At 65.6% G+C, this 24,104-nt stretch carries 19 protein-coding genes and 4 tRNA genes; 17 read left to right on the top strand and 6 right to left on the bottom strand.

All coding sequences use genetic code 11. The annotated features are described in order from the left end of the window. The first annotated feature begins 2 nt into the window (after positions 1 to 2). The 11 genes from queC to C995_RS0110260 all read left to right on the top strand — a co-directional run bounded on the left by queC (position 3) and on the right by C995_RS0110260 (position 9,257). A complete protein-coding gene (gene queC / locus C995_RS0110210) occupies positions 3 to 686 on the top strand; it encodes a 7-cyano-7-deazaguanine synthase QueC (RefSeq protein ID WP_038080974.1) in 684 nt (227 codons plus the stop codon). 137 nt (positions 687 to 823) lie between these two features. Beyond that, positions 824 to 2,095: a YeeE/YedE family protein gene (locus tag C995_RS0110215; RefSeq protein WP_018864850.1), complete on the top strand. Its 1,272-nt coding sequence runs from the start codon at positions 824 to 826 to the stop codon at positions 2,093 to 2,095. A 138-nt stretch (positions 2,096 to 2,233) separates the two neighbouring features. Continuing rightward, positions 2,234 to 2,309: transfer RNA gene (locus C995_RS0110220), tRNA-Lys, on the top strand. A gap of 105 nt (positions 2,310 to 2,414) precedes the next feature. Continuing rightward, positions 2,415 to 2,501: transfer RNA gene (locus tag C995_RS0110225), tRNA-Leu, on the top strand. A gap of 85 nt (positions 2,502 to 2,586) precedes the next feature. Further along, entirely contained in the window at positions 2,587 to 3,894 is a 1,308-nt protein-coding gene (gene tig / locus C995_RS0110230; RefSeq protein WP_018864851.1) for a trigger factor, read from the top strand. Next, positions 3,891 to 4,568 (top strand): ATP-dependent Clp endopeptidase proteolytic subunit ClpP, encoded by a 678-nt coding sequence (clpP, locus tag C995_RS0110235; protein WP_018864852.1) that lies wholly within the window; start codon positions 3,891 to 3,893, stop codon positions 4,566 to 4,568. The genes tig and clpP overlap by 4 nt, the downstream gene beginning before the upstream one ends. Positions 4,569 to 4,685: 117 nt before the next feature. Beyond that, positions 4,686 to 5,963, top strand: a complete 1,278-nt coding sequence (clpX, locus tag C995_RS0110240; protein ID WP_018864853.1) for an ATP-dependent Clp protease ATP-binding subunit ClpX — start codon at positions 4,686 to 4,688, stop codon at positions 5,961 to 5,963. Between the two features lie 108 nt (positions 5,964 to 6,071). Beyond that, on the top strand, positions 6,072 to 8,537 hold the full coding sequence (lon, locus tag C995_RS0110245; protein WP_018864854.1) for an endopeptidase La: 2,466 nt from the start codon (positions 6,072 to 6,074) through the stop codon (positions 8,535 to 8,537). A gap of 251 nt (positions 8,538 to 8,788) precedes the next feature. Then, positions 8,789 to 9,061 carry an HU family DNA-binding protein gene (locus C995_RS0110250; protein WP_012981989.1) on the top strand — a complete coding sequence of 91 codons (273 nt, stop codon included), beginning with the start codon at positions 8,789 to 8,791 and terminating at the stop codon, positions 9,059 to 9,061. Positions 9,062 to 9,072: 11 nt separating this feature from the next. Next, a tRNA-Val gene (locus tag C995_RS0110255) sits at positions 9,073 to 9,148 on the top strand. 32 nt (positions 9,149 to 9,180) lie between these two features. Then, positions 9,181 to 9,257 (top strand) — tRNA-Asp (locus C995_RS0110260). 235 nt (positions 9,258 to 9,492) lie between these two features. On the opposite strand, the gene motB is transcribed toward C995_RS0110260, so the two are convergent. Together motB and motA are read right to left on the bottom strand one after the other, a co-directional pair. Then, on the bottom strand, positions 9,493 to 10,461 hold the full coding sequence (gene motB / locus C995_RS0110265; protein ID WP_018864855.1) for a flagellar motor protein MotB: 969 nt from the start codon (positions 10,459 to 10,461) through the stop codon (positions 9,493 to 9,495). Between the two features lie 19 nt (positions 10,462 to 10,480). Next, positions 10,481 to 11,332, bottom strand: a complete 852-nt coding sequence (gene motA, locus C995_RS0110270) for a flagellar motor stator protein MotA (protein ID WP_018864856.1) — start codon at positions 11,330 to 11,332, stop codon at positions 10,481 to 10,483. Between the two features lie 110 nt (positions 11,333 to 11,442). Here motA and C995_RS0110275 point away from each other — a divergent pair, with 110 nt between their 5' ends. The 4 genes from C995_RS0110275 to C995_RS0110290 all read left to right on the top strand — a co-directional run bounded on the left by C995_RS0110275 (position 11,443) and on the right by C995_RS0110290 (position 17,339). After that, the gene (locus tag C995_RS0110275; RefSeq protein ID WP_018864857.1) at positions 11,443 to 12,816 is read left to right on the top strand and encodes an HDOD domain-containing protein; all 1,374 of its coding nucleotides are present in this window, start codon (positions 11,443 to 11,445) and stop codon (positions 12,814 to 12,816) included. 188 nt (positions 12,817 to 13,004) lie between these two features. After that, positions 13,005 to 14,576, top strand: a complete 1,572-nt coding sequence (locus C995_RS0110280) for a PAS domain-containing methyl-accepting chemotaxis protein (protein ID WP_018864858.1) — start codon at positions 13,005 to 13,007, stop codon at positions 14,574 to 14,576. 637 nt (positions 14,577 to 15,213) lie between these two features. Continuing rightward, on the top strand, positions 15,214 to 16,599 hold the full coding sequence (gene mgtE / locus C995_RS0110285) for a magnesium transporter (protein WP_018864859.1): 1,386 nt from the start codon (positions 15,214 to 15,216) through the stop codon (positions 16,597 to 16,599). Positions 16,600 to 16,682: 83 nt separating this feature from the next. Then, positions 16,683 to 17,339 (top strand): TorF family putative porin, encoded by a 657-nt coding sequence (locus C995_RS0110290; RefSeq protein WP_018864860.1) that lies wholly within the window; start codon positions 16,683 to 16,685, stop codon positions 17,337 to 17,339. A 142-nt stretch (positions 17,340 to 17,481) separates the two neighbouring features. Here the strand turns inward: C995_RS0110290 and ispG are convergent, their stop codons facing one another. The 3 genes from ispG to C995_RS0110305 form a co-directional block, all read right to left on the bottom strand. Continuing rightward, on the bottom strand, positions 17,482 to 18,708 hold the full coding sequence (gene ispG, locus C995_RS0110295) for a flavodoxin-dependent (E)-4-hydroxy-3-methylbut-2-enyl-diphosphate synthase (RefSeq protein WP_018864861.1): 1,227 nt from the start codon (positions 18,706 to 18,708) through the stop codon (positions 17,482 to 17,484). A gap of 112 nt (positions 18,709 to 18,820) precedes the next feature. After that, positions 18,821 to 19,915 carry a hypothetical protein gene (locus C995_RS0110300; protein ID WP_019623658.1) on the bottom strand — a complete coding sequence of 365 codons (1,095 nt, stop codon included), beginning with the start codon at positions 19,913 to 19,915 and terminating at the stop codon, positions 18,821 to 18,823. Next, positions 19,896 to 20,726 (bottom strand): hypothetical protein, encoded by an 831-nt coding sequence (locus C995_RS0110305; RefSeq protein WP_018864863.1) that lies wholly within the window; start codon positions 20,724 to 20,726, stop codon positions 19,896 to 19,898. The genes C995_RS0110300 and C995_RS0110305 overlap by 20 nt, the downstream gene beginning before the upstream one ends. Positions 20,727 to 20,833: 107 nt before the next feature. Here C995_RS0110305 and C995_RS0110310 point away from each other — a divergent pair, with 107 nt between their 5' ends. Together C995_RS0110310 and C995_RS0110315 are read left to right on the top strand one after the other, a co-directional pair. Further along, positions 20,834 to 21,472 carry a TIGR02281 family clan AA aspartic protease gene (locus C995_RS0110310; RefSeq protein WP_018864864.1) on the top strand — a complete coding sequence of 213 codons (639 nt, stop codon included), beginning with the start codon at positions 20,834 to 20,836 and terminating at the stop codon, positions 21,470 to 21,472. Positions 21,473 to 21,533: 61 nt separating this feature from the next. Continuing rightward, the gene (locus tag C995_RS0110315) at positions 21,534 to 22,868 is read left to right on the top strand and encodes an MFS transporter (RefSeq protein ID WP_018864865.1); all 1,335 of its coding nucleotides are present in this window, start codon (positions 21,534 to 21,536) and stop codon (positions 22,866 to 22,868) included. Between the two features lie 22 nt (positions 22,869 to 22,890). On the opposite strand, the gene C995_RS0110320 is transcribed toward C995_RS0110315, so the two are convergent. Continuing rightward, positions 22,891 to 23,598 (bottom strand): MarC family protein, encoded by a 708-nt coding sequence (locus C995_RS0110320; protein WP_018864866.1) that lies wholly within the window; start codon positions 23,596 to 23,598, stop codon positions 22,891 to 22,893. Positions 23,599 to 24,104: the final 506 nt, after the last annotated feature.

Below are 24,104 nucleotides of genomic sequence, written 5' to 3' on the forward strand. Positions count from 1 at the left end.
CGATGACGCAACCGGAACGAGCGGTGGTCCTGCTCTCGGGCGGGCTGGATTCGGCGACCTGCCTGGCGATGGCGCGCGCGGATGGGCTCGATTGCCACGCCCTGTCCATCGACTATGGCCAGCGCCATCGCACCGAGCTCGAGGCCGCTCGCCGCGTGGCCGCCTCCCAGGGCGTGCAGGACCACCGCGTGGTCCGGGTCGATCTGACCGCGATCGGCGGCTCTGCGCTGACCGATGACGCCATTGCCGTGCCGACCGAGGAGAGCGAGGGCATCCCGGTCACCTATGTGCCTGCCCGCAACACGGTGTTTCTGTCGCTGGCGCTGGGGTTTGCCGAGACCCTCGGCGCGCGCCTGCTCTATGTCGGCGCGAATGCCGTCGACTATTCCGGGTACCCGGACTGTCGCCCGGCCTTTATCGACGCTTTCCGGAGTCTTGCTCAGGTCGCTACCCGTGCCGGGATCGAAGGCGTACGCTGGGAAGTGCGTGCACCCTTGATGCACATGAGCAAGGCCGAGATCATCCGCGCCGGGACGGCACTCGACGTCGATTACGCCCAGACCGTGAGTTGCTATCAGGCGGATATCGAGGGGCGGGCCTGTGGGCACTGTGACAGCTGCCGTATCCGTCGCGAGGGCTTTGCGGCGGCCGGGGTCCCCGACCCGACCCCGTATGTGAACGGTTGACGCCCCGGGTATTGCGGCCCTCATGTGGCCCTGACGCTGGAATGAATGAGGGCTCGATCTCGTCTAGCGTCCGATGTATGCTGCGCACCCCATGGGTGCAGGCGTGCCCGAAAACCGATCAGTGAGAGGATACGTTGATGGAATTCTCCAGCTTTTCAACCGCCGCCATGATGTTCCTGGGCGGGACGTTCGTCCTCGCCTTCATCATGGGTGCGGTCGCGAACAAGACCAACTTCTGCACCATGGGCGCCGTCTCCGACTGGGTGAACATGGGCGATACCGGGCGCATGCGCTCCTGGCTGCTGGCGATTGCCGTGGCCATGCTGGGTGTGGCGGTGCTCGAATTCTTCGGAGTGCTGAGCGCCGAGGGCTCCTTCCCTCCCTACCGTGCTGAAGGCTTCAACTGGCTGGGACATGTCCTGGGTGGTTTCCTCTTCGGGATCGGCATGACCTATGCGTCCGGTTGCGGTAACAAGACGCTGGTGCGCGTCGGTGGCGGCAACATCAAGTCGGTGATGGTGATGATCATCATCGGTGTGATCGCCTTCTGGCTGACCAGCCGCGCCACCGTGTTCGGCACCGGCCAGACCCTGTTCCAGCTGCTGTTCGGCTGGATGGACGCGGTGGCGATCCAGATGGAAGGTGGTCAGGATCTCGGCTCCATCATCGCTGGCGAGAATGCCATGGGCGCACGCCTGGTGATGGGTCTTGTGATCGGCGTGCTGCTGCTGGCGCTGATCTTCAAGGCCGCCGACTTCCGCAAGAGCTTCGACAACATCCTGGGTGGCCTCGTGGTCGGCCTGGTGGTGATCGGTGCCTGGTGGCTGACCAGCAACATCCAGATCGACGATGGCATGGGTGGCGTGTACACCGCCCAGGAATACATCCAGGAATGGGACTTCGTCGCGGATGCCGATGACGGCGAGCGTCCGGCCCTGTCCGGCCCCTGGGCCAACCAGTCGTTCACCTTCATCAACCCGATGGGCCAGAGCGTGGGCTACGTGTCCGGTGGCTTTGACCGTACTCTGCTGTTCTTCGGCGTGATGGCGCTGGCCGGCGTGATCCTGGGTTCGTTCTTCTGGGCCCTGGTCTCGCGCAGCTTCCGCATCGAGTGGTTCTCGTCCTTCCGTGACTTCTTCAACCACTTCATCGGCGGCATTCTGATGGGTGTCGGCGGCATCCTGGCACTGGGTTGCACCATCGGTCAGGCGGTCACGGGCGTTTCCACGCTGGCGCTGGGTGGCTTCTTCACCTTCGCCTTCATCGTGTTCGGTTCCGCGCTGACCATGAAGATCCAGTACTACAAGATGGTCTACGAGGACGAGGCGACCTTCGGCAAGGCCCTGGTCACCTCGCTGGTGGACATGAAGCTGCTGCCGGGTGGCCTGCGCAGGCTCGAAGCCATCTGATCGTCGACCGCCGGGGAGCCTTGCGTTTTCCCCGGCGGGCCGTAAACTACGCGGCGCGGTGATCGAGGAGCGACTTCGGTCACCACACGACACCAGGCCAGTGGGCCCCTGCGGGGGTGTCATGCGGGCCGCAGATACGGGTCGTTAGCTCAGTTGGTAGAGCAGTTGGCTTTTAACCAATTGGTCGTAGGTTCGAATCCTACACGACCCACCATTACTCCCGGGCGCGCTAGCGCGGCCGGCACAAGGGCCCGCCTTCGCGGGCTTTTTGTGTTTATGGGGCGCGAACAGGCTAGAATGCGCGCCTTTATTGAGACACGCGAAAGTGGCGGAACTGGTAGACGCGCTGGGTTTAGGTCCCAGTGGGGTAAAACCCGTGAGAGTTCGAGTCTCTCCTTTCGCACCATTGTCCCGTGAACGCCCAGGCAGGCAGCCGGTGAGTGCTGCGGTCGGCAGGGATGACCGATTTTTGAACCATTGCGAGGCCCTTCATGCAAGTTTCCGTTGAAGCCACCGGCAACCTGGAACGCAAGATGACCATCCAGGTCCCCCCCGAGCGCGTCGAATCCGAAGTCGACAACCGTCTGAAATCGCTGGCCAAGCGCGTCCGGCTCGACGGCTTTCGTCCGGGCAAGGTCCCGCTGAAGGTCGTGCGCCAGCGCTACGGCGCCGGGGTCTACCAGGAGGTGCTGAGCGAGGTCCTGCAGGAGAGCTACCGCGAGGCCGTGCAGCAGGAGGGTCTGGAGCCGGCCGGCAACCCGAGTATCGAGCCGCGGAGCGTCGAAAGCGGCCAGCCGATTGAATTCACCGCGAGCTTCCAGGTGTTCCCCGAGGTGGAGGTGGCCGACTTCTCCGATGCCGAGATCGAGCGTCCGGTCGCCGAGATCGGCGACGAGGACATCGATCGCGTGATCGACTCCCTGCGCGAGCAGAACAAGGAGTGGGCCGAGGTCAAGCGCAAGGCCAAGAAAGGCGACCGCGTCACGCTGGACTTCGTGGGCAGCATTGACGGCGAGGAATTCGAGGGCGGCAAGGCCGAGGACTTCCAGGTTGAAGTGGGCGCCGGCCGTCTGATCGAGGACTTCGAGAAGCAGCTCAAGGGCGTGAAGGCCGGCGAGGAGCCGACCATCGATGTCACCTTCCCCGATGACTATCCGGCCGAGAACCTGAAAGGTCAGACCGCGCAGTTCGCGCTGACCATCAAGAAGGTCGAGGGGCCCAAGCTGCCCGAGGTGGACGAGGAATTTGCGAAGAAATTCGGCATCGAAGACGGCTCGGTGGAGAAACTTCGCGCCGACGTGCGGTCCAATATGGAGCGCGAGCTGAACCAGGCACTGAAGGGCAAGGTCAAGAATCAGGTCATGGAGCTGATTATCGAGCGCCACGGCTTCGACCTGCCGGATGCCCTGGTGAAGTCCGAGATCAATCGCCTGCGCGAGGAAGCCGAGAAGCGGTTCGGTGGCGCCCAGCAGACCCAGCCGCTCCCCGACAGCCTGTTCGAGGAAGAGGCCAAGCGTCGCGTGCGCCTGGGTCTGGCCCTGCGGGCCATCATCGACCAGAAGGGCTTCGAGGTGGACGCGGACCGGGTCGAGCGTGACCTGGAAGAGATGGCCGCGACCTACGAGGATCCGGAAGAGGTCAAGCAGTACTACCGTTCCAACCCGCAGGCGAAGAGCAATCTGGAGTCGCTGGTGCTCGAGGACCAGGTGGTCGACTGGATCGTCGATCAGGCCAAGGTCACCGAGAAGAAGACCAGCTTCCAGGACGTAATGAATCCGAACAAGGAGTCGACCGAATGAGCCACGACATGGCCGGTCAGGGGGCGCAGCATGCCCAGGGGCTGAATCTGGTCCCGATGGTGGTCGAGCAGACCGCCCGCGGCGAGCGCGCCTATGACATCTACTCCCGGTTGCTGAAGGACCGGGTCATCTTCTGTGTGGGCCCGGTCGAGGACTACATGGCCAACGTGATCGTGGCCCAGTTGCTGTTCCTCGAATCGGAAAACCCGGACAAGGAGATCAGCCTGTACATCAATTCCCCGGGTGGGGCCGTGACCGCGGGTATGGCGATCTACGACACCATGCAGTTCATCAAGCCCCAGGTGAGCACCCTGTGTGTCGGCCAGGCCGCGAGCATGGGCGCGGTGCTGCTGGCCGGTGGTGCACCGGGCAAGCGTTACTCCCTGCCGCACTCGCGGGTCATGATCCATCAGCCGCTGGGGGGCTTCCAGGGGCAGGCGTCGGATATCGACATCCATGCGCGCGAGATCCTGAAGATCCGCGAGGAGCTCAACCGCGTGCTGGCCCATCACACCGGGCAGACCGTGGAACAGGTGGAGCAGGACACCGATCGAGACCGCTTCATGACCGCCGCCGAGGCCCAGGAGTACGGTCTGGTGGATAATGTCCTTTCCAGCCGCAGTGCGCCCGCCGCTGGTGGCGAACCGGACACCCGCAAGAAGGACAAGGCCTGATCGCAGCGAGACTGGATGGCGGGCTGGATATACCGGACTCGTGCCCGGTCCGTTTGCAACGTGCCGGCAAACGGGGCATGTTCTGAGAAACCCTGACAGCGCAACCGAGGCATACGGATGAGCGACGAAAAGACCCCCTCCGCCGACGGCAAGCTTCTGTACTGCTCTTTCTGCGGAAAGAGCCAGCACGAGGTGCGCAAGCTGATCGCGGGTCCCTCCGTGTTCATCTGCGACGAGTGTGTCGAGCTTTGCAACGACATCATTCGCGAGGAGATGCAGGAGGCGGGGCACGCCGAACGCGATTCGCTGCCCAAGCCGCGCGAGATCCGCGAGATCCTGGACGACTACGTGATCGGACAGAACTCGGCGAAGAAGATCCTCTCGGTTGCGGTGTACAACCACTACAAGCGCCTCGAGGCCAAGGCCGGCAAGGACGACGTCGAGCTGTCCAAGTCCAACATCATGCTGATTGGCCCGACGGGCTCCGGCAAGACGCTGCTGGCCGAGACGCTGGCGCGGGTGCTGAATGTCCCGTTCACCATCGCGGACGCGACCACGCTGACCGAGGCCGGTTACGTGGGCGAGGATGTCGAGAACATTATCCAGAAGCTGTTGCAGAAGTGCGACTACGATGTGGAGAAGGCCGAGAACGGCATCGTCTACATCGACGAGATCGACAAGGTCTCGCGCAAGTCGGACAACCCCTCGATCACCCGCGATGTCTCCGGCGAGGGCGTGCAACAGGCGCTGCTGAAGCTGATCGAAGGCACCACGGCCTCCGTGCCGCCGCAGGGCGGGCGCAAGCATCCGCAGCAGGAATTCCTGCAGGTGGACACCCGCAACATCCTGTTCATCTGTGGTGGTGCCTTCTCCGGTCTGGAGAAGATCATCCAGCAGCGCGCGGAGAAGGGCGGCATCGGCTTCTCCGCCGAGGTCAGTTCCAAGGACGAGAGCAAGAGCGGCGGCCAGTGGCTGAAGCAGCTGGAGTCCGACGACCTGGTCCGCTACGGCCTCATACCCGAATTCGTCGGCCGTCTGCCGGTCCAGGCGACACTGGACGAGCTGGACGAGGATGCGCTGGTGACGATTCTCACCCAGCCAAAGAACGCCTTGGTCAAGCAGTACGCGCGCCTGTTCGACATGGAAGGCGTGGAGCTCGAGTTCCGGGACGACGCCCTCTCCGCGATCGCCCACAAGGCAATGGAACGCAAGACCGGCGCCCGGGGCCTGCGCACGATCATGGAGAACATCCTGCTCGACACCATGTACGAGCTACCCTCGATGGAGGGGGTCAGCAAGGTGGTGATCGACGAGGCCGTGATCCGCGGGGACGCCGAGCCGTACCTGATCTACGAGAACGCTTCGTTCTCCAAGCAGGCCGCCGCGGATTCCTGAGGCCGCGCGGTCTTTCGCAGGGGGGCGGCAAGGGGCTGGCCCCGTCTTGAAAAACGGTCAGGGCACCCCCACCTCTCCCTTACATTCGTCTAGCCCTGAGGGGGCCACATGACCGATCAACATTCCTCCCAGAACGAGGTGGACTCCCCCGTCAAGCGCGTCGCGGTCCTGCCGCTGCGTGACGTCGTGGTATATCCGCACATGGTCATCCCGCTGTTTGTGGGTCGCGAGAAGTCGATCCGCGCGCTGGACTCGGCCATGGCCCAGAACAAGCAGGTCCTGCTGGTCGCGCAAAAGAGCGCCGAGGTGGACGAGCCCGAGGCCGCCGACCTGCACGAGATCGGCACCCTTGGCAATATCCTGCAGCTGCTGCGCCTGCCCGACGGCACCATCAAGGTGCTGGTCGAGGGCGCCCAGCGCGCGCGCGTGATGGACGTCTCCACCGCCGGCGATGCGGAGAAGGAAGAGGACTACTTCACCGCCGATATCCGCATGATCGAGGAGGAGTACGACACCGAGGAGAAGGAACTCGAGGTCCTCGGTCGCTCCGCGCTCAATCAGTTCGAGCAGTACATCAAGCTGAACAAGAAGGTCCCGCCGGAGATCCTGACCTCGCTGGCCGGGATCGACGACACCTCGCGTCTGGCCGATACCATTGCTGCGCACATGTCGCTGAAGCTCGAGGAGAAGCAGCAGGTCCTCGAGATCGCCAATGTGCGCGCGCGCCTGGAGCACCTGGTCGCCAAGATCGAGGGCGAGATGGACGTGCTGCAGATCGAGAAGAAGATCCGCGGTCGCGTGAAGCAGCAGATGGAGAAATCCCAGCGCGAGTACTACCTGAATGAGCAGATGAAGGCCATTCAGAAGGAGCTGGGGGATCTCGAGGATGCCCCGAACGAACAGGAAGACCTGGCCGAGAAGATCGAGCAGGCCGGCATGCCGGCGGAGGCCAAGAAGAAGGCCACCGCCGAGCTGAACAAGCTGAAGATGATGTCGCCGATGTCGGCCGAGGCCACCGTCGTGCGCAGCTACATCGACTGGCTGGTCAGTGTCCCGTGGAAGAAGAAGACGCGGGTCAGCAAGGATCTTGCGCGTGCCGAGAAGATCCTCAACGAGGATCACTACGGCCTCGAGGAGGTCAAGGAGCGCATCCTTGAATACCTCGCCGTGCAGTCGCGCGTGCGCAAGCTCAAGGGCCCGATCCTGTGCCTGGTCGGCCCTCCGGGGGTCGGCAAGACCTCGCTGGGAGAATCCATCGCGCGTGCGACCAATCGCAAGTTCTCGCGCATGGCGCTGGGCGGTGTGCGTGACGAGGCGGAGATCCGCGGCCACCGACGGACCTATATCGGCTCGCTGCCGGGCAAGATCGTGCAGAACCTGGCCAAGGTCGGCGTGCGCAACCCGCTGTTTCTGCTCGACGAGATCGACAAGATGGCGATGGACTTCCGCGGCGACCCGGCCTCGGCGATGCTCGAGGTGCTGGATCCGGAACAGAACCACACCTTCAGCGACCACTACCTGGAGGTCGACTACGACCTGTCCGACGTGATGTTCGTGGCCACGGCCAACTCGATGAACATCCCCGGACCGCTGCTGGATCGCATGGAAGTCATCCGTCTGTCCGGCTACACCGAGGACGAGAAGGTCAACATCGCGCACACCTACCTGGTGCCGAAGCAGATCAAGACCAACGGCCTGAAGCCTGACGAGATCAATATCTCCGACGCCGCGGTGCGTGACATCGTGCGCTACTACACCCGCGAGGCGGGTGTGCGTGCCCTGGAGCGCGAGATTGCCAAGATTTGCCGCAAGGTGGTCAAGCAGCGCCTGCTGGCCAAGGGCAAGGAGCGTGACCGCACCACGTCGGTCACCCCGAAGACGCTGGACAAGTACCTGGGCGTGCGGCGTTTCCGCTTCGGTCTGGCCGAGGAAAACGACCAGATCGGCCAGGTAACCGGTCTGGCCTGGACCGAGGTCGGCGGCGAGCTCCTGACCATCGAGTCGACGGTTGTCCCCGGCAAGGGCAAGACCCAGCAGACTGGCAAGCTCGGTGACGTGATGCAGGAGTCGATTCACGCGGCGCTGACCGTGGTTCGTTCGCGCTCCGACTCCCTGGGACTGGAGGAGAATTTCCACGAGAACAAGGACCTCCATATCCACGTGCCCGAAGGCGCCACGCCCAAGGATGGCCCCTCCGCCGGTATTGCGATGTGCACGGCCATCGTGTCCGCACTGACCGGCATCCCGGTGCGGGCCGACGTGGCCATGACCGGCGAGATCACCCTTCGCGGCCAGGTTCTGCCGATCGGCGGGCTGAAGGAGAAGCTGCTGGCGGCCCACCGGGGGGGTATCCGCACGGTGCTGATCCCCGAGGAGAACGAAAAGGACCTGGTGGATATCCCGAAGAACATCAAGAACAAGCTGGATATCCGTCCGGTGCGCTGGATCGACGAGGTGCTCGAGGTCGCGCTTGCCCATCTGCCGGAGGCCAAGGGCGGCGATGCACCGACCAAGGTCGAGGAGACCGTGAAACCGTCCAAGGAATCGAGTCGCCGTCGAGTGCGGCACCACTAAGCACCGGATTTACAATCACAACCGCGGCCGCTGGCCGCGGTTTTTTTGCGTCTCCGCGCACAGCGAGCCGTGGGTGGGTGTGTAACGCTTGTTTGACACTTTTTCGAGCCCCTTGATATAACCCCAATCGCACTATTTGATTCCCGGCTGGGCGAGCCCGCGACAGGATGGAGAACCCTCCCCGCGCTGGTGTAAGCTTGGCCTTCATCGGGCCGCAAGGCTGAGTCACCACTGAGATAAGGAAGCGCTTCATGAATAAATCCGAACTGATCGACGCGATCGCCGCAGAAGCCGATGTCCCGAAGGCCCAGGCCGGCCGCATGCTGGACGCCATGGTGACTGTGGTGGGCGATACGCTGGCCAAGGGTGACCAGGTCTCCCTGGTGGGCTTTGGCACCTTCCTCGTCCGCGAGCGCGAGGCCCGCACCGGCCGCAATCCGCGTACCGGCCAGTCCATCCAGATTGCCGCCTCCAAAACGCCTTCGTTCAAGGCTGGTAAAGCGCTCAAGGATCGCGTAAACTAGCGCGCTTTATCGGGTGCTTAGCTCAGCTGGTAGAGCGTCGCCCTTACAAGGCGAATGTCGGCGGTTCGAACCCGTCAGCACCCACCATGCAGCGCAAGCTGGCTGCATGAACAAAATCTGGAGCGGTAGTTCAGTTGGTTAGAATACCGGCCTGTCACGCCGGGGGTCGCGGGTTCGAGTCCCGTCCGCTCCGCCATCTCTGAGAAAGGCGCCTTCGGGCGCCTTTTTCTTTGCCTGTTCCCAGCCAAGCCCACGCCTCAGCCCCGTCCAGTGTCCCGGCGCGGGGCGGATTCGTGGTGTGAGGGACAGAGGGCTTCTCGGGGGGGCGTGGCGCGGTTTGAGTCCGGTGCGCGGACGGAGCGTCGTCGCTATGGGCAGCACAGGACAGGGCGAGAGTGGGGCGAACGCCGTGACGGCGGCTCTGACAGCGCTCAGGTGTCGCTAGATTCGGTACCGTCGATGGGCTGAGGGTAGTCCCCGTTCTGGCTCTCGCTGTCCGGGAGGGCGCCGGAGTCCGGCGCGTAGGCCTCGCCCTCGAGGCTCTGGCGCATGGCCTCCTCGGCCTCCTGGTTGAGGACGATGATCGAGATGCGCCGGTTGATGGCCGCCTCCGGGTCGTCGCGGTCGAACGGCACGCTGTCGGCCAGCCCGACGACCCGCGCGACCTGTTCCGCCTCGGCGCCCCCCGCGATCAGGGCGCGGCGTGCGGCATTGGCACGGTCGGCCGAGAGCTCCCAGTTGGAATAGTCCGGGCGCAGCAGGGGGCGGGCGTCGGTGTGGCCGGTGATCGAGATGCGATTCGGGACCTTGTTGATCAGGCTCGCCAGCTCGCGCAGGATCGCGTCGGCGTGCTCCTGCGGGGTGGAGCTGGCCGTGTCGAACATCGGCCGGTTTTCGCGATCGATGATCTGGATGCGCAGCCCCTCCGGGGTGATATCCAGGAGCAACTGGTCCTTGTAGGGCTCAAGCGCCTGACTCTGTTCAAGGGCCTCCTCCAGCGCCTCCTGGAGCGCCTCCAGGGCCTCCCGGTCCCGCGCCTCGGCCAGCTCGTCCAGGGTTTCTTCATCCACCCCCATCGGTGCCTCCATGGCCTCGGGGTCCTGGATCAGTTCGGGCAAGCCCTCGAAGTCGATCAGCGAGGGATCCACTCCGGTTCCGTCGCCGGGGGCCTGTCCGGGTGCAGCAGCGTCGCCGGCGAATACGGAGGGGTTCTGGAAGTATTCAGAGATGCCGGCGCGCTGCTCGTCGTCGAGGGCGACGAGCAGCCACATCACCAGGAAGAACCCCATCATCGCGAGGGTAAAATCAGCGAACGCGATCTTCCACGCACCAGTATGGTGGCCGCCCTTGACCACCTTCTTCTTGACGATGATCGGCTGGGTCTTGTCCTCGACGCCCATTGGGGTGATCAGGGGGCGGTCAGGCCCCCTTCACGTGCTCCTCAAGCTCGGTAAAGCTCGGACGCATGGCCCCTTCCATCGTCTTGCGGCCAAACTCGACCGCGACCTGCGGGCTGTAGCCCTGGACATTGGCCAGGATGCAGGCCTTGATGCACTGCAGGAATTTGGCTTCCTCCTGTGCACGGGCCTCGAGCGCCGTCGAGGTGGGGCCGGCAAAGCCGTAGGCCAGCAGAATCCCGAGGAATGAGCCGACCAGCGCGGCCGCAACGCTCGAGCCGATCTCCTCGATGGAGCCGTCGAGCCTTCCCATGGTCATCACGATCCCCAGCACCGCGGCGACGATCCCGAAGCCGGGCAGGGCCTCCGCGACGCGGTGTACGGCGTTGGCCGGCTTGTGCGACTCCTCGTGGTGGGTCTCGAGGTCCAGATCCATCAGGGCATCAAGCTCGTGAGGGTTCATGCTGCCGGAGATGATCAGGCGCATGTAGTCGGTAATGAACTCCATCGCGTGGTGGTCGGCCAGCACGCGAGGGTGGGCCTGGAAGAGCTCGCTGTTCTCCGGCTCCTCGATGTCGTTCTCCACCCCCATCAGCCCTTCCTTGCGGGCCTTGGTGAAGAGCTTGTACATCAGGGCCAGCAGGTCGAGATAGTCGTCGGACTTGTACTTGCTGCCCTTCATCAGGCTGGGGATGGACTTGAAGACCGTGATGACGACCCGAGGCGGGTTGGCGATCAGGAATGCCCCCAGCGCTGCACCCCCGATGATCCAGTATTCGTATGGCTGCCACATGACCCGAAGGTCGCCGCCATGAAAGTAGTATCCCCCGAAGACCGACGAGAATACGACGACGATGCCAAGAAAATACTTCACGAAACGGGAACCCCGAGATTGTCGATGGCGCGAAGGTGATGCGGGTCACGCTTTCGCAATTGATATAGTGACGGGCATAACGATAACGACTCCCCCGCGCGAGGTACAGCATGTCCCAGGATGAGGACGCGCCCTACAGCGGCCAGGCACGCCGCCTGGCTGGACTCGACTGGCCGATTCTGGAGGCCAGTGACGCAGCCTTCTCGCAACCCGATGCCCTGGTGCAGCGCCCTTTGCGGGAACTGGGTCAGTGGGCAGAGCGGGACCCCGGTCTCGCATTGCGACTCGTCCTGATCGCGAACGGCTCGCGTCGTGGCCTGCGTCAGGAGGTGCACTCGGTTCCCGATGCCATCGCCATGCTGGGCCTGCAGAAAGTCTGCGAGGAAGTCCGCACGGCTCCCCCGGTTGGCGAGGTGGTGAGCGAACCGCAGCGCTATCGGCAGGCGGCGGCCCAGTCACGGCTGGCCGCGATGATCGCGGCGGACGTTGCACAGCGTCGGCGCGACGCCGAGCCGGCAGAGGTGGGGCTGGCAGCCTTGCTGAACCAGCTCGGTTTGCTCGGCCTGCTGCTGGCGGGCGAGCCACGCCTGGGCCGGCTGCTCGCCATGCTGGAACTCAATGCGCTCCCGGACGAGGCCAGCTATACCGCGCTGGGCTATGCGACCGACGACCTGTCGCGTGCAATGACCGAGGCGATGGCGCTGCCCGAACTGGTTGTGGGAACGCAGCGCGCGGTCAACGCCGCGCATCCGCGCGCCTTCGAGGTCATGGTCGCCAGCGCGGTGGCCTGGCAGATCATGCGCGGCATGGACACGGTACGGGGCGATCGCGATCTGCGTCTGCTGGCGGGCCTGACCGGGGTCAACGAAAAGGTCGTCGCTGACCGGCTGTCGGAGATCATCGAGCGCTTCAATGAAGACGCCGACGTGTATCACATCGAGCGCCTGGACCCCGCGATACCCGGGTCGGTCTGGCTGCGGCCCCGGCACCGTACGCCGCTGGCGCTTTGCCCGCGCGCCGATGTGCTGGAGGAGGGGGTGGCTCGTCTGGGGCAGGACGCCAACCGTGTGTCGCGGCTGCGGCGCATGCTGCGGGTGATGCAGTTCGGCCTTGGCCTGAATCGAGTGGTCTTCGCGGTGCTGGCGCGCGACGGCGAATCGCTACGGGCCGAACACATGGTGGGCACGCTGCACGAACCCGAATTCAGTCACTTCGTGATTCAGCGCTCCGCCCTGGGTCCGCTGGAGGCCGTGCTGGAGGATGACGCGCCCACCTGGTGGGGGCGCCACTATGCGGGCGTGGCGCTGCCGGAGGCGATCCAGACCCTGACCGGAGGGGTCGATGCCTTCTATGCGCCGGTGCGGGATCAGGGGCAGGTGATCGGGATGGTGTATGCCGATCGCCGCAGTCGCCAGAATGCACTCGATGACCGCGCGTTCCAGGGTTTCTGCCGAGTCGTGCAGGCCGTCTCGATCGCCGGCTAGCCTTTCCAGCGGAGGCGCGCTGGTCCAGGTGTTTCGCGGCTTCATGGCCGTACCTCCCGGTGCCTCAAGCCTCGTCGGTCGTGGCCGTTACATCGGATGTAGCGTATGTGTTCGCGCGCGAAATGGCGCGGCGACCTGTCCGCCACATCCGCTCCATCCCGACACCGGAAAAAAGGACAACGTCCGTTATGCGCAAGAACCTTCCCGTTACTCAGACCGAGTATTCCCTGGAGGCCCACGGAGACCTGATCTCGGCCACCGACGAGAAGGGCCGGATCCGCTATGCCAACGATGACTTCGTGACGGTCAGTGGTTTCGACTGTGAGGAGCTGGAAGGATCGGCCCACAACATCGTGCGCCACCCGGACATGCCGGAGGCCGCCTACGCGAATATGTGGGAGACCCTGAAGGCGGACCAGCCCTGGATGGGTATCGTCAAGAATCGGCGCAAGAACGGTGACCACTACTGGGTGGACGCTTTTGTAACGCCCGCCTACGAGCATGGCCACAAGACCGGTTACGAGTCGGTGCGGGCCATCCCGGAACGCGAGCATGTCGCCCGCGCGGAGAAGGTCTATGCCGCGATCAACCGGGGGCGGACCTTTGCGCGGCGCTGGTACCACGGCCTCACCTGTCGTCTCGCGGGGACGTGGATTATCGGCTTCCTGCTGGCTCTGGCTGCCGTATTCCTCGCCCCTTCGCCGCAAGTCCTGGCCGGCCTGCTGGTGCTGATCTTTGTCGCCGGCGGCGTGGCGTCGCTGGTCTTCACCTCTGGTATTCGGCAGGCGGTCCATCGCGCCCGCGAGCAGTTCGACAACCCGGTGATGGAGGCGATCTATACCGGGCGGCGAGACGACAGTGCCTCCCTGGAGCTGATCCAGCACTTCAACGAGGCGAAACTGCGCACGGTACTGGGGCGGATCGAGGACAAGGCCGATGCCGTGGCCGGTGACGCCCAGGCGATGGCCAGCAGCGTCGACCAGACCGCCTCGGGTGTGGAACGTCAGCAAAACGAGATCGATCAGGTCGCCACCGCGATGAACGAGATGAGCTCGACCATCCAGGAGATGGCGGGCAATTCCGCGCGCGCGGCCGAGGCGGCCACTCACGCCGAGAAGGAGACCGGGGCCGGGCAGGAGGTCGTAAACGACACGGTCGCCGTGATCAACCGCATGGCGGCCGAGGTCGAATCCACCGCGGAGAAGCTGGGCAAGCTGGAGGCCAGCACCGAGGAGATCGACAAGATCCTGAGCGTGATCCGCGAGATTGCCGAGCAGACCAACCTGCTGGCGCTGAATGCCGCGATCGAGGCCGCCCGTGCGGGCGAGCACGGGCGGGGGTTCGCGGTGGTAGCCGACGAGGTGCGCTCGCTGTCGCAGCGCACCGACGAGTCCACGGTGACCATCCGCAACATGATCGAGAGCCTGCAGGCTGGCGCGCGCGAGGCGATGTCGGCGATGCGCGCCAGTCAGGAGCGGGCGGCCGACGGGGTGGAAAAGGCCCAGGCGGCCGGCGACTCGCTGACCACCATCCGCGAGGCCGTCGCCCAGATCACCGAGATGAATACCCAGATCGCCACGGCGGTCGAGGAACAAAGCGCGGTCTCCGAGGAGATCAACCGCAATGTGACCTCCATCCGCGATGTCGCCAGCGAAACCGGCTCGGTCTCGGTGCACGCACGCGACGCCAGCGCGCGCATGCAGACCGAGGCCGCCGAATTAAAAGCCCTGATCCAGCGTTTTGAACAAAAGGCCGTGTAGAAATTTTATTTACGGGGTTGCGAAGGTGAATGTACGCCACTACAATCGCCCCCATCTTGAGTAGCAGAGGTCTGTCAATGGACTGTTGTCGATGGATGCATGAGCGTCGGGCCGGTGGCCGGTACGAGCGTGCATATCGTTGCCAGCGGGGTCCCGCCACCCGGTAATGCGGTGGTGTCCCCCGGTGTCAGCGATATGCGTGACTCCGGGGGGTGACAGAACGCCTTCCCCCTAGCGTCCCTCGCGGGCGTTTCCCCAGCCCCCAAGCCCGTGCTGCGCCCGCCCTTGCGCGTGGCGCGCTGCCCCATGCCGTTCGATGATGTTCCGCCTCTGCCCTTAGGGAGACGTGTGATTAAATCAGCGTCTCCCTAGCCAGGGCCGATGCGTGTATTTCTGTGCGCGTAACGGAAGAAGCCTGAACCAGCAACCAGCAGGAGGTCGCCATGCCAGCGCCTGAAGACGACGACCCCGGGTCTAGATCCGGAATATCACTGCGGGGCAGTGAGAAAAGGAAAAGTGTGTTCGTCTCGCTGATGGGGGTTTTGTAAAAGACCGCCACCAGCGGTCACGGGATTCTTTTGTCTTTTGTAATGCCCCGCGTGCGTTTTTTATTTTTTTAAGCACAAGGAGCATTGCAATGAACGACAAGATTCTGGAAATGATTCATGCCGGTGACGTGGGTGCTGCCCGCGACGAGGTGATCCATCCGGTCCCGGCCATCACCGCCAACCGCCTGTCGGAACTGGACCCGCGTTCCCGCTTGGTAATCCTCGAGGGTGTGGACACCAATGAGCGTCGCGCCATCTTCCTGGCGATGGACGACGAAGAACAGGCGATCCTGTTCGAGCATATGCCCGAGCCGGAGGCCCGCGAGCTGGTGCAGGCCCTGCCGGCCTACACCCTGGCGCGGTCTCTGACGCTGGTTGGCAAGTCCCTGGCGGACGATCTCCTGGATGCCCTCCCCGGAGCGAAGCGCGACAAGGTGCGCGCCCTGTGGCGTCAGGACGAAGACACCGTGGCCCGTGTGATGCGTCGCCCGGTGTTCTGGGTGACCCCGGAAGAGACCGTCGGCGAGGTCACTGCCCGCCTGCGCGACGATCGCAATATGCCGGACGATATCGGGGCGGCGCTGCTGATTACCGATCGCGACCACCACTACCAGGGGCTGGTGCGCCTGGGCCGGATGTTCCGCGCGGAGTCCGGCCAGACGGTTGGGGATCTGATCGAACTGGAGGACTTCTACACCACGCCCGACGGCGACAAGGTCGAGGCCGCCCGCCTGCTGCAGCGCACGGATCTGCCGTATCTGCCGGTGGTGGATGCCGACGGCGTGCTGGTGGGGGTGCTGCGCATCGACGACGCGATGGACGTGCTCGAGGAAGACACCTCGGAGGACTTCTACAAGAAGGCCGGGATCGGCGACCTGCTGCACCAGAAGGATGTCGTGCGCTCGGAGAAGCTGACCTCCGGCGGGATCGGCTATGCGGTCAAGGTACGCATGGCCTTCCTGATGGTGACGCTGGCCGGCGGTCTGGCCGTGGGCGGGGTGATCGACTTCTTCGAGGACACGCTGGCGGCGGTGGTCGCGCTGGCCATCTTCATCCCTCTGGTGATGGATATGGGCGGCAACGTGGGTACGCAGTCGACCACGATCTTCGCCCGCGGGCTTGCCCTGGGGCATATCAATCTGGGGCGTTTCTTTCGCCACCACCTGGTGCGCGAGGGGGGCGTGGGCCTGGCGATGGGGGTGATCATGGCCGTGCTCGCCGGGACCATCGCCTACTTTTGGCAGGGTGCGCCGAATGATATCCCGCAGCTGGGATTCGTGGTCGGCACGGCGCTGTTTTTCTCGGTGTTCACCGCCTCGATCCTGGGCTTCCTGCTGCCCTGGGTACTGCTGAAGATCGGAGTGGACCATGCACCGGGCGCGGATCCGTTCATCACCACTATCAAGGATTTTACCGGTCTGGCTGTGTACTTCGGCATGGCTGCCTGGCTGCTGAGTGCGCACATGCCGGCCTGAATGCCGGGGAACCCGAGTCATGTTGCCGGAGACAGAATCCGGCAACACGCCTGCAAAGAACGATTGAGCAAAGAGGAATCGACATGAACCATCGCAACTTCCATCGCGGCGTGCTGGCCGCCACCGTGGCCGGAGTCTTCGCCTTCGGTGTGCCGGCCACTCAAGCCACCGAGGCCGAATTCAACATCGGCGTGTTCACCGACTACATCGACGACGGTGCCTCCAAATCCGACAACGACCCGGTGGTGCAGGGGGGCTTCGAGCTGGGCTTCCCCACCGGCGTGTTCACCGGTGTGCAGGCCTCCAGCCTTGGCAGTGGCCGTGGCACCGAGATCGTCCCGTTCGTCGGCTATGGCTTCGATGCCGGGCCGATCGGCATCGAGTTCGGCTACGAGTACTCCCACCACTCCAGTCTGAAGGACGAAGACGAGGGCGAGCTGTTCCTGGGCGCCGACTGGGGGCCGCTGTTCGCCGAGGTGGCGTATGTCGCGCACGCTGATGACCGTGACGCCGAGGGCAGCCGCGTGTGGTTCGCCGGCGCCGGGCACGAGGTCGCTCCACGCACCGAGCTCTTCGGCGGGGTGGGCTATGACGATCCGGCTGACGACAACGGTGCGAAGTTCTGGGAGCTGGGCGCGGCGCACGCGACCGACTTCGGCACTTTCTCGCTGACCTACGCCTCTCGCGACGAGAGCGGTGCGCAGCACCTGCTGGTGGGCGGTTACAGCGTTCACTTCTGATGCCCTGACGTGCGTTGCGTCTGCAGGGCCATCCCGGACGCCGCCGCGCAGCGGTGATCCGGGATCTGTGGTCTAGGTTAAACGCCGGGGATCCCGGCCCTTCGCTTCGCTGCGGCCGGGATGAGGCCGTACGGGTGCCGCGTCAGGCGGTCTGGCCGTAGCGGCGTTCGATATAGGCCTCGACGCGGGCCTGGAATTCCTCGGCGATGCGTTCGCCCTTGAGCGTCACGGTCTTCTCGCCGTCCTCGTAGACCGGGGCCACCGGCTGCTCGCCGGTGCCGGGCAGGGAGATGCCGATGTTGGCGTGCTTGCTCTCGCCGGGGCCGTTGACCACGCAGCCCATCACCGCGACGGTCATCTCTTCCACACCCGGGTACTGCTGCTTCCAGCTGGGCATCTGCTGGCGGATGTAGGACTGGATGTCCTGCGCCAGGTGCTGGAAGTACTCGCTGGAGGTACGCCCGCAGCCGGGGCAGGCGACCACCGACGGCAGAAAGCTGCGCAGCCCCATGCTCTGCAGGATCTCCTGGGCCACCAGGACCTCCTGGGTACGGTCGCCGCCGGGTTCCGGGGTCAGCGAGATACGGATGGTGTCGCCGATCCCCTGCTGCAGCAGCACGGCCAGCGCGGCGGTGGAGGCGACGATGCCCTTCGCGCCCATGCCGGCCTCGGTCAGCCCGAGGTGCAGCGGGTAGTCGCAGCGCGCGGCCAGGTCCTGGTAGACGCTGATCAGCGGCTGCACGCCGCTGACCTTGGCCGAGAGGATGATGCGGTCATGCGGCAGGCCGATGCGCTCGGCCGCGGCCGCGCTCTCCAGTGCCGAGGCGATCAGCGCCTCCTGCATCACGGCCTCGGGTGCGGCCGGCTCGGCGCGCTGGCTGTTCTCGTCCATCATCCGCGCGAGCAGGGCCTGGTCCAGGCTGCCCCAGTTCACGCCGATGCGCACCGGCTTGTCGTAGCGGATCGCGGTCTCGATCATCGCGGCGTACTGGGCGTCCCGCTTGGAGCCGCGGCCGACATTGCCGGGATTGATGCGCAGCTTGGCCAGTGCCTCGGCGCACTCCGGGTACTTGGTCAGCAGCTTGTGCCCATTGAAGTGGAAGTCCCCGACCAGCGGCACGTCCAGCCCCATGGCCTCCAGCCGCTCGCGGATCTCCGGCACCGCCTTCGCCGCGTCCTCGGAATTCACCGTGATGCGCACGACCTCGGAGCCGGCGCGCGCCAGCTCCGCCACCTGCACGGCGGTGCGCAGGGCATCGGCGGTGTCGGTGTTGGTCATCGACTGCACCATCACCGGGGAATCGCCACCGACGGTGACGTGGCCGATGCGAACGGGGACGGTCTTGCGGCGGGCGGGGGTCGTGTTCATGTCGAGGGTGCGGGCGCGTCAATTCGGTGCGCGGAGTGTAACGCAGGCCCCGCCCGCTGCCGAGACGCCGCAGGCGCGACGGGGTTGCCGGGGGTGCAACGGGTGCCCGGGTTCACGGATTCAGGGCCGCCTTCCACGGCTGGAAGGTCTTGTCGATCGATTCGCGGCTGGCCGCGTGGCGTGCCTCGACATGCTCGGCGATGGACTGCTGCCAGGTTAGGCGGGTCTCGGTGTGCAGGGCGTGCAGGGCCTCGTGCAGGGCGGCCTCGAGATCCTCGCGGTGGCGCGCCTCGTCGATGCGTAGCAGCACCCAGTCGGTCCCGACCCAGGCCGCGCCGGCGGCCGCGATCCCGCAGCCGAGCGAGACCGGGCCGCTCCAGGCACAGACCCCCGCGCCCAGGGCCCCCGCGCGCCCGGCCCGGGTCAGTGCCGCGGCGCCACTGCGCGCGGCCTGGGCCGCCAGCCGGGCCTGCACCGCACGGGCGATCAGCGGGGTGGCCAGCCCGGTCCCGGCGGCGGCCGTGGCCGCCAGGCCCGCGCGCTGTTCCAGTCGGGCGAGATCCGCATCCATAGCGCGGGCCAGTTGCTGGGCCCGTTCGATGCGCGCGTGCTGTTCGATCGGGGACTGCAGGGCGGCCGGCGTGGCGGGTACGCGGGCGTCGGCCATCTCGCGCGTCAGGGCGATGCGCCAGGCATCCCGGACCTTGCGCTGATCCTCGTCCAGGCCCCATTGCGCCCGTTCGGCCAGCGCCTGCAGGGGGCCGTCCCAGAGGTCTTCCGGCAGGAGCCGGTCGCGCAGGGCCCGTGTGGCCGCGTCGTCTTCGGCCGTGCCCAGCCACTGGGCACCGCGGAGCAACAGGCGCTGATATTCCGCGCCCAGCGAGAAGTACCAGTCCGCGACCTCGGGCACGCGGTCGTGCAGGGTCTGGAAGTGCCGGTCCAGTTGGTGATCGATTCGGGTCTGCCACTGGCTTCGGACCTGCTCGTCTCCGGCCTCCAGCCACTCCAGCGAGAAGCGCTCCAGGCGGCTCAGTCGGTCGCGGTCGAGCCGATAGCGCTCGCCCTCGAACTCTAGTTCGACATGCGCCTGGTCATCCCACTGGCGTGCTTCGTGGAGATCGACCTGGGCCAGGAATGCGGCCGCCGCGAGGGCGGTCAGCGCGAACCAGACCAGAGTCCGCAGGAGCCTACGGTTGCGCGGGCTCATCGCCGGGATCGCGGGGCGGGAACAGACCATTGGCCAGCAGCAGGAAACCGACCGCCAGGAATGCCTGTTCGATCAGCAGAAGCGACCAGGCCACCAGCACCGGCAGTGGCTGGGCGCCGGGCGGCAGCCACTGCTGGCCGAGCCACAGGCGCAGCCCGTCCTGGGCCGCGGCCAGCTGCAGCCCCACTTCCAGTACGGCGCTGCGGGCCCCCTCGTGTTCCACCATGAACCAGATCACCTGTTCCAGTGAGGTGCCGGACAGATCCGGATACCAGCCACGCAGGGCCAGCACCAGCAAAGCCAGCGTCATCCCGACGCCGGTGATCCACAAGGCGCCGCGCCGGGCCAGCTCCGGGGCCAGCCGCGGATGCGCATGACCGGCGACCAGACGGGCCAAGGCGGCCTCCAGTACGACCAGTGCCAGCGCGCCCGCGACCAGGACCGCCCACACCGCCGGGGTCTGGATGCGGGCCAGCGCCAGCACCAGAAGCCCGCCCAGCAGGGCACCCACAAGCAGGTGACGCAGCGCCATCAACGGGCCCCCGCGCAGGCGTTCGCTCCACGGGCTGCCCGCATCCAGGTAGCCGCGCAGAAAGGCGGCTCGGCGCAGCCGGTGGCGGCGAAAGCCGCCGTAGCCGATCAGCAGGGTCGCCCCGATCCACAGGGCCAGGATCACCGCCTCGGGCGCCACGCGCAGGTTCAGGTGCAAAAGCCACAGGCCGATCAGCAGGAGCACCAGCGTGAACAGCTGGCGGGCGGCGGTGGCCGGCGCCCGGGTGGGCGCCGTGGCGGTGGGGACAGTGGCGGACATGCGGGGCTCCGCAAAGAATGTCTCCCGATGGTAGCAAGCGTCGGCATCGCGTGATGCAGGAAGAAGCCGTTCTGGTGCGATTCAGGCGGTCAGGGTATAACCGGGGCATGCCACACATCGCCGTCATCATTGTGCTTTGTCTGCTCGCCGCGCCGGTCGCGGCGGAGGACTGGCAGCTGCATGCCGTGTTCGGCAATCAGGTCGTGCTGTCGATCGACGGCGAGCGCGCCCTGGTCGGCGAGGGGGAGATCGGGCCGGGCGGGGTGCGGGTGCTGCGCATCTCCGGCAGTGGGGCGGTGGTCGAGCGCGACGGCGATCGCCGCGAACTGCAGGTAGAACGGCGCCCCCGCGGCGCCGGTGCCCCCCAGTCCGATCGGCGTGGCGCCGGGGTCACCGTACATCGGGATTCGGCGGGCGAGCACGCGGTTACCGGCGGGGTCAATGGCCAGGCGGTGACGTTCGTGATCGATCCCGAGGGCGAGTCGGTACTGCTGCGCGAGCGCGATGCCCGGCGCTCGGGCCTGGATCCCGACCGTGGGGAGTCGGTCCGGGTCGAACGCGCACGCGGGATAGTGACGGGGTACTCATTGCGCGTTGATCGCCTGCAGCTGGGGCATCTGGCCCGCGATGACGTGCCGGTGATCGTCCTTGCGGACGACGACCTGCCGCGGTCGCGGCTGGGCCAGGCGTTCCTGGACGCCTTCGAGGTCGAGTTCGACGGCGGGGCCTACACCATCCGGCCGTAAGCTCAAAAACTGTCGAATGGATTCGCGTTAGGATGCGCCAAACCATGACCTCTGGTCCCCTATGCCGCTGATCCGGCGTCACCCCGTCGATGCCCCCGCCCCGCGCCGCGAGATCTTCGGCTGGGCGATGTTCGACTTCGCCAACCAGGCCTACACGCTGCTGATCATCACCGTGATCTTCGGCGATCTGTTTACTCGCATTATCGTCGGCGACGGGCCCGACTACCGCCTGGGCAATTTCCTGTGGAGTTTTGCACTGGCGACCAGCTACGCGATGGTGGTGATCGCCGCACCGTTTGCCGGTGCGGTGATGGACGCCACAGCCTCGCGCAAGCGCTTCCTGATGGCCTCCTGGATGCTGACCGTGGTGACCACTGGCCTGCTGTACTTCGTCGAGCCGGGGCTGGTGATCTTCGGTATGGCGCTGATCATCGCCTCCAACTTCGGCTACGCGATCGGCGAGTCCTTTATCGCCAGCTTCCTGCCCAGCCTCGGGCCGCCGGAGAAGCTTGGCTGGATCTCGGGGCTTGGCTGGGGCATGGGGTATCTCGGCGGGCTGGTCGCCACCGCCTTCGCCCTGGGGCTCCTGGGCGAGGTCAGCGAGGGGAACTTCGAGCGCATCCGCTGGGTGGGGCCGTTCGCCGCGGCCTTCTTCCTGCTCTCGGCGATCCCGACCTTCCTGTTCCTGAAGGAGCGCGGCACACGCCGGCGCATGCGCCGACGGCTGCAGCTGGGGCTTGGCTGGCGCCGGGTGCGCGAGTCGCTGGTTACGCTGGGTCAGCGCCGCGAGCTGCGCGCGCTGTATGTGTCCATCTTCTTCATGATGGCCGGGATCTTCATCATCATTTCCTTCACGTTCATTTACGGCGCGCAGGTGATCGAGTGGGACGAGCCCGTGCGCATCGCGATGTTCGTGATCACTCAGATCACGGCGATCATCGGTGCGATCGGTTTTGGCTTCCTGATGGACCGGGTTGGCCCGGTGCGTATCTACCGCATCACCCTGGCGCTGTGGGCGCTGGCGGTGCTGGCAATCTTCGGTACCACGACCATCGCGCAGTGGTTGAGCGCGCTGCTTGGCCATCCGGTGGAGGCGCAGATGGTGTTTCTCGGGGTCGGCATCCTTGCCGGTCTTTGTCTGGGGTCCGCGCAGTCGGCCGGGCGCGCGCTGGTGGGCATGATGGTCCCGGTGCGCGAGGCCGGGCGCTGGTTCGGGTTCTGGGCCCTGTCGGCGCGCGCGGCCGCGATCTTTGGCCTCGCCGGGATCGGCCTGCTGCAGGCCTGGCTGGGCCTGGCCAACGCAATCCTGTTCTGTCTGTTCCTGTTCGTGGCCGCGCTGCTGGCCTCGATCCCGGTGCGTCTCCCGCAGCGCGCTCGGGCAACCCGGACGGCTTGAGTGGGCCGGTACGAGTGGCCGACTAGTCTTGGTCACGCGCCGGGATGCGCGGGTCCTCCACCTCGGTTTCGTCCAGCAACTCGGTGTCCAGCATGAAGCCGATCGCGGCATCGCTGATGCCGTTGATCACGAACTGCACGGCCAGTACTGCGAGGATCAGGCCGAAGACCTTGGTCAGGATGTCCTTCCCGGTGTCGCCCAGGTACTGGACGATGTAGCGCGAATAGATCATCGCGTAGTAGCAGGCGACCATGCAGGCCAGCACGCCGAGGAACACGAGCCCCGTGTGGTAGACCGTCGGGGCCTCGCTGGTCAGGATCATTACCGTGGCGATCGCGCCCGGGCCGCTCATGAACGGGATCGCCAGCGGGATGACCGAGATGTCCTCGGTCACCTGCCCCTTGTCGGCCTTGACCTCCTCGGCGGTCTCCTTTTCGGTCGCCCCTTTCTGCCGGATCATGCCGATCGCGATGCCGAACAGGATGATGCCGCCCGCGATGCGAAACGCGGCCAGGGTGATGCCGAACAGCTGGAAGATCACCCCGCCCAGCAGGGCAAACGCGAACAGCAAGGAGGTGGCTACCTTCACCGAGCGCATCGCGATCGCCCGGCGCTTCTCCTCCGAGGCGCGTGGCAGCATTGCCGTGAAGATGAATGCCGTCGTCAGCGGGTTCACGATCACGAACACCGCCAGGAAGGTGACGACCAGGTATTCCAGCAATACGAGCATGACTGGATCTTAGGCCGGAAGCCGGGAGGTTGCGAGACGGGCTTGCGCAGGTGGCCTGGTCACACCGATCGCCACGGCACTGCGCGCCTCGCGATGACAGTATTCTTTTCCGACGTCATTGCGAGGCCCGGAGGGGTCGCGACACAAAAGCGCGAAGCGCGTTGAACGACCGCAGGCCGAGCGCGGCGAGTAATCTCAGGGCGCAACTCCGGCGTTCACCCGGACTCACGCCGGAGTCCGCGTGGAGATCGCCACGTCGCTCCGCTCCTCGCGATGACGGTGCCCTCTTGGTGTCATTGCGAGGAGCCAAGCGACGAAGCAATCGCCTGAAGCTTGCGGGGCGCCCGAAATTCGGTTCCGGTGGTTCCGGACGGAAGTTGCCGGGCCCCCCGGCGGGGTCTCGCGAGGACGATGCCCCCTTCGCGTCATTGCGAGGAGCAACGCGACGAAGCAATCGCCATGGGAAGCCCCGGCACCGGACCGTCGCATGCGTGGGCAGGGACGGG

Origin of the sequence: Thioalkalivibrio sp. ARh3 (assembly GCF_000377265.1) — a bacterium.
GTDB lineage: Bacteria > Pseudomonadota > Gammaproteobacteria > Ectothiorhodospirales > Ectothiorhodospiraceae > Thioalkalivibrio > Thioalkalivibrio thiocyanoxidans.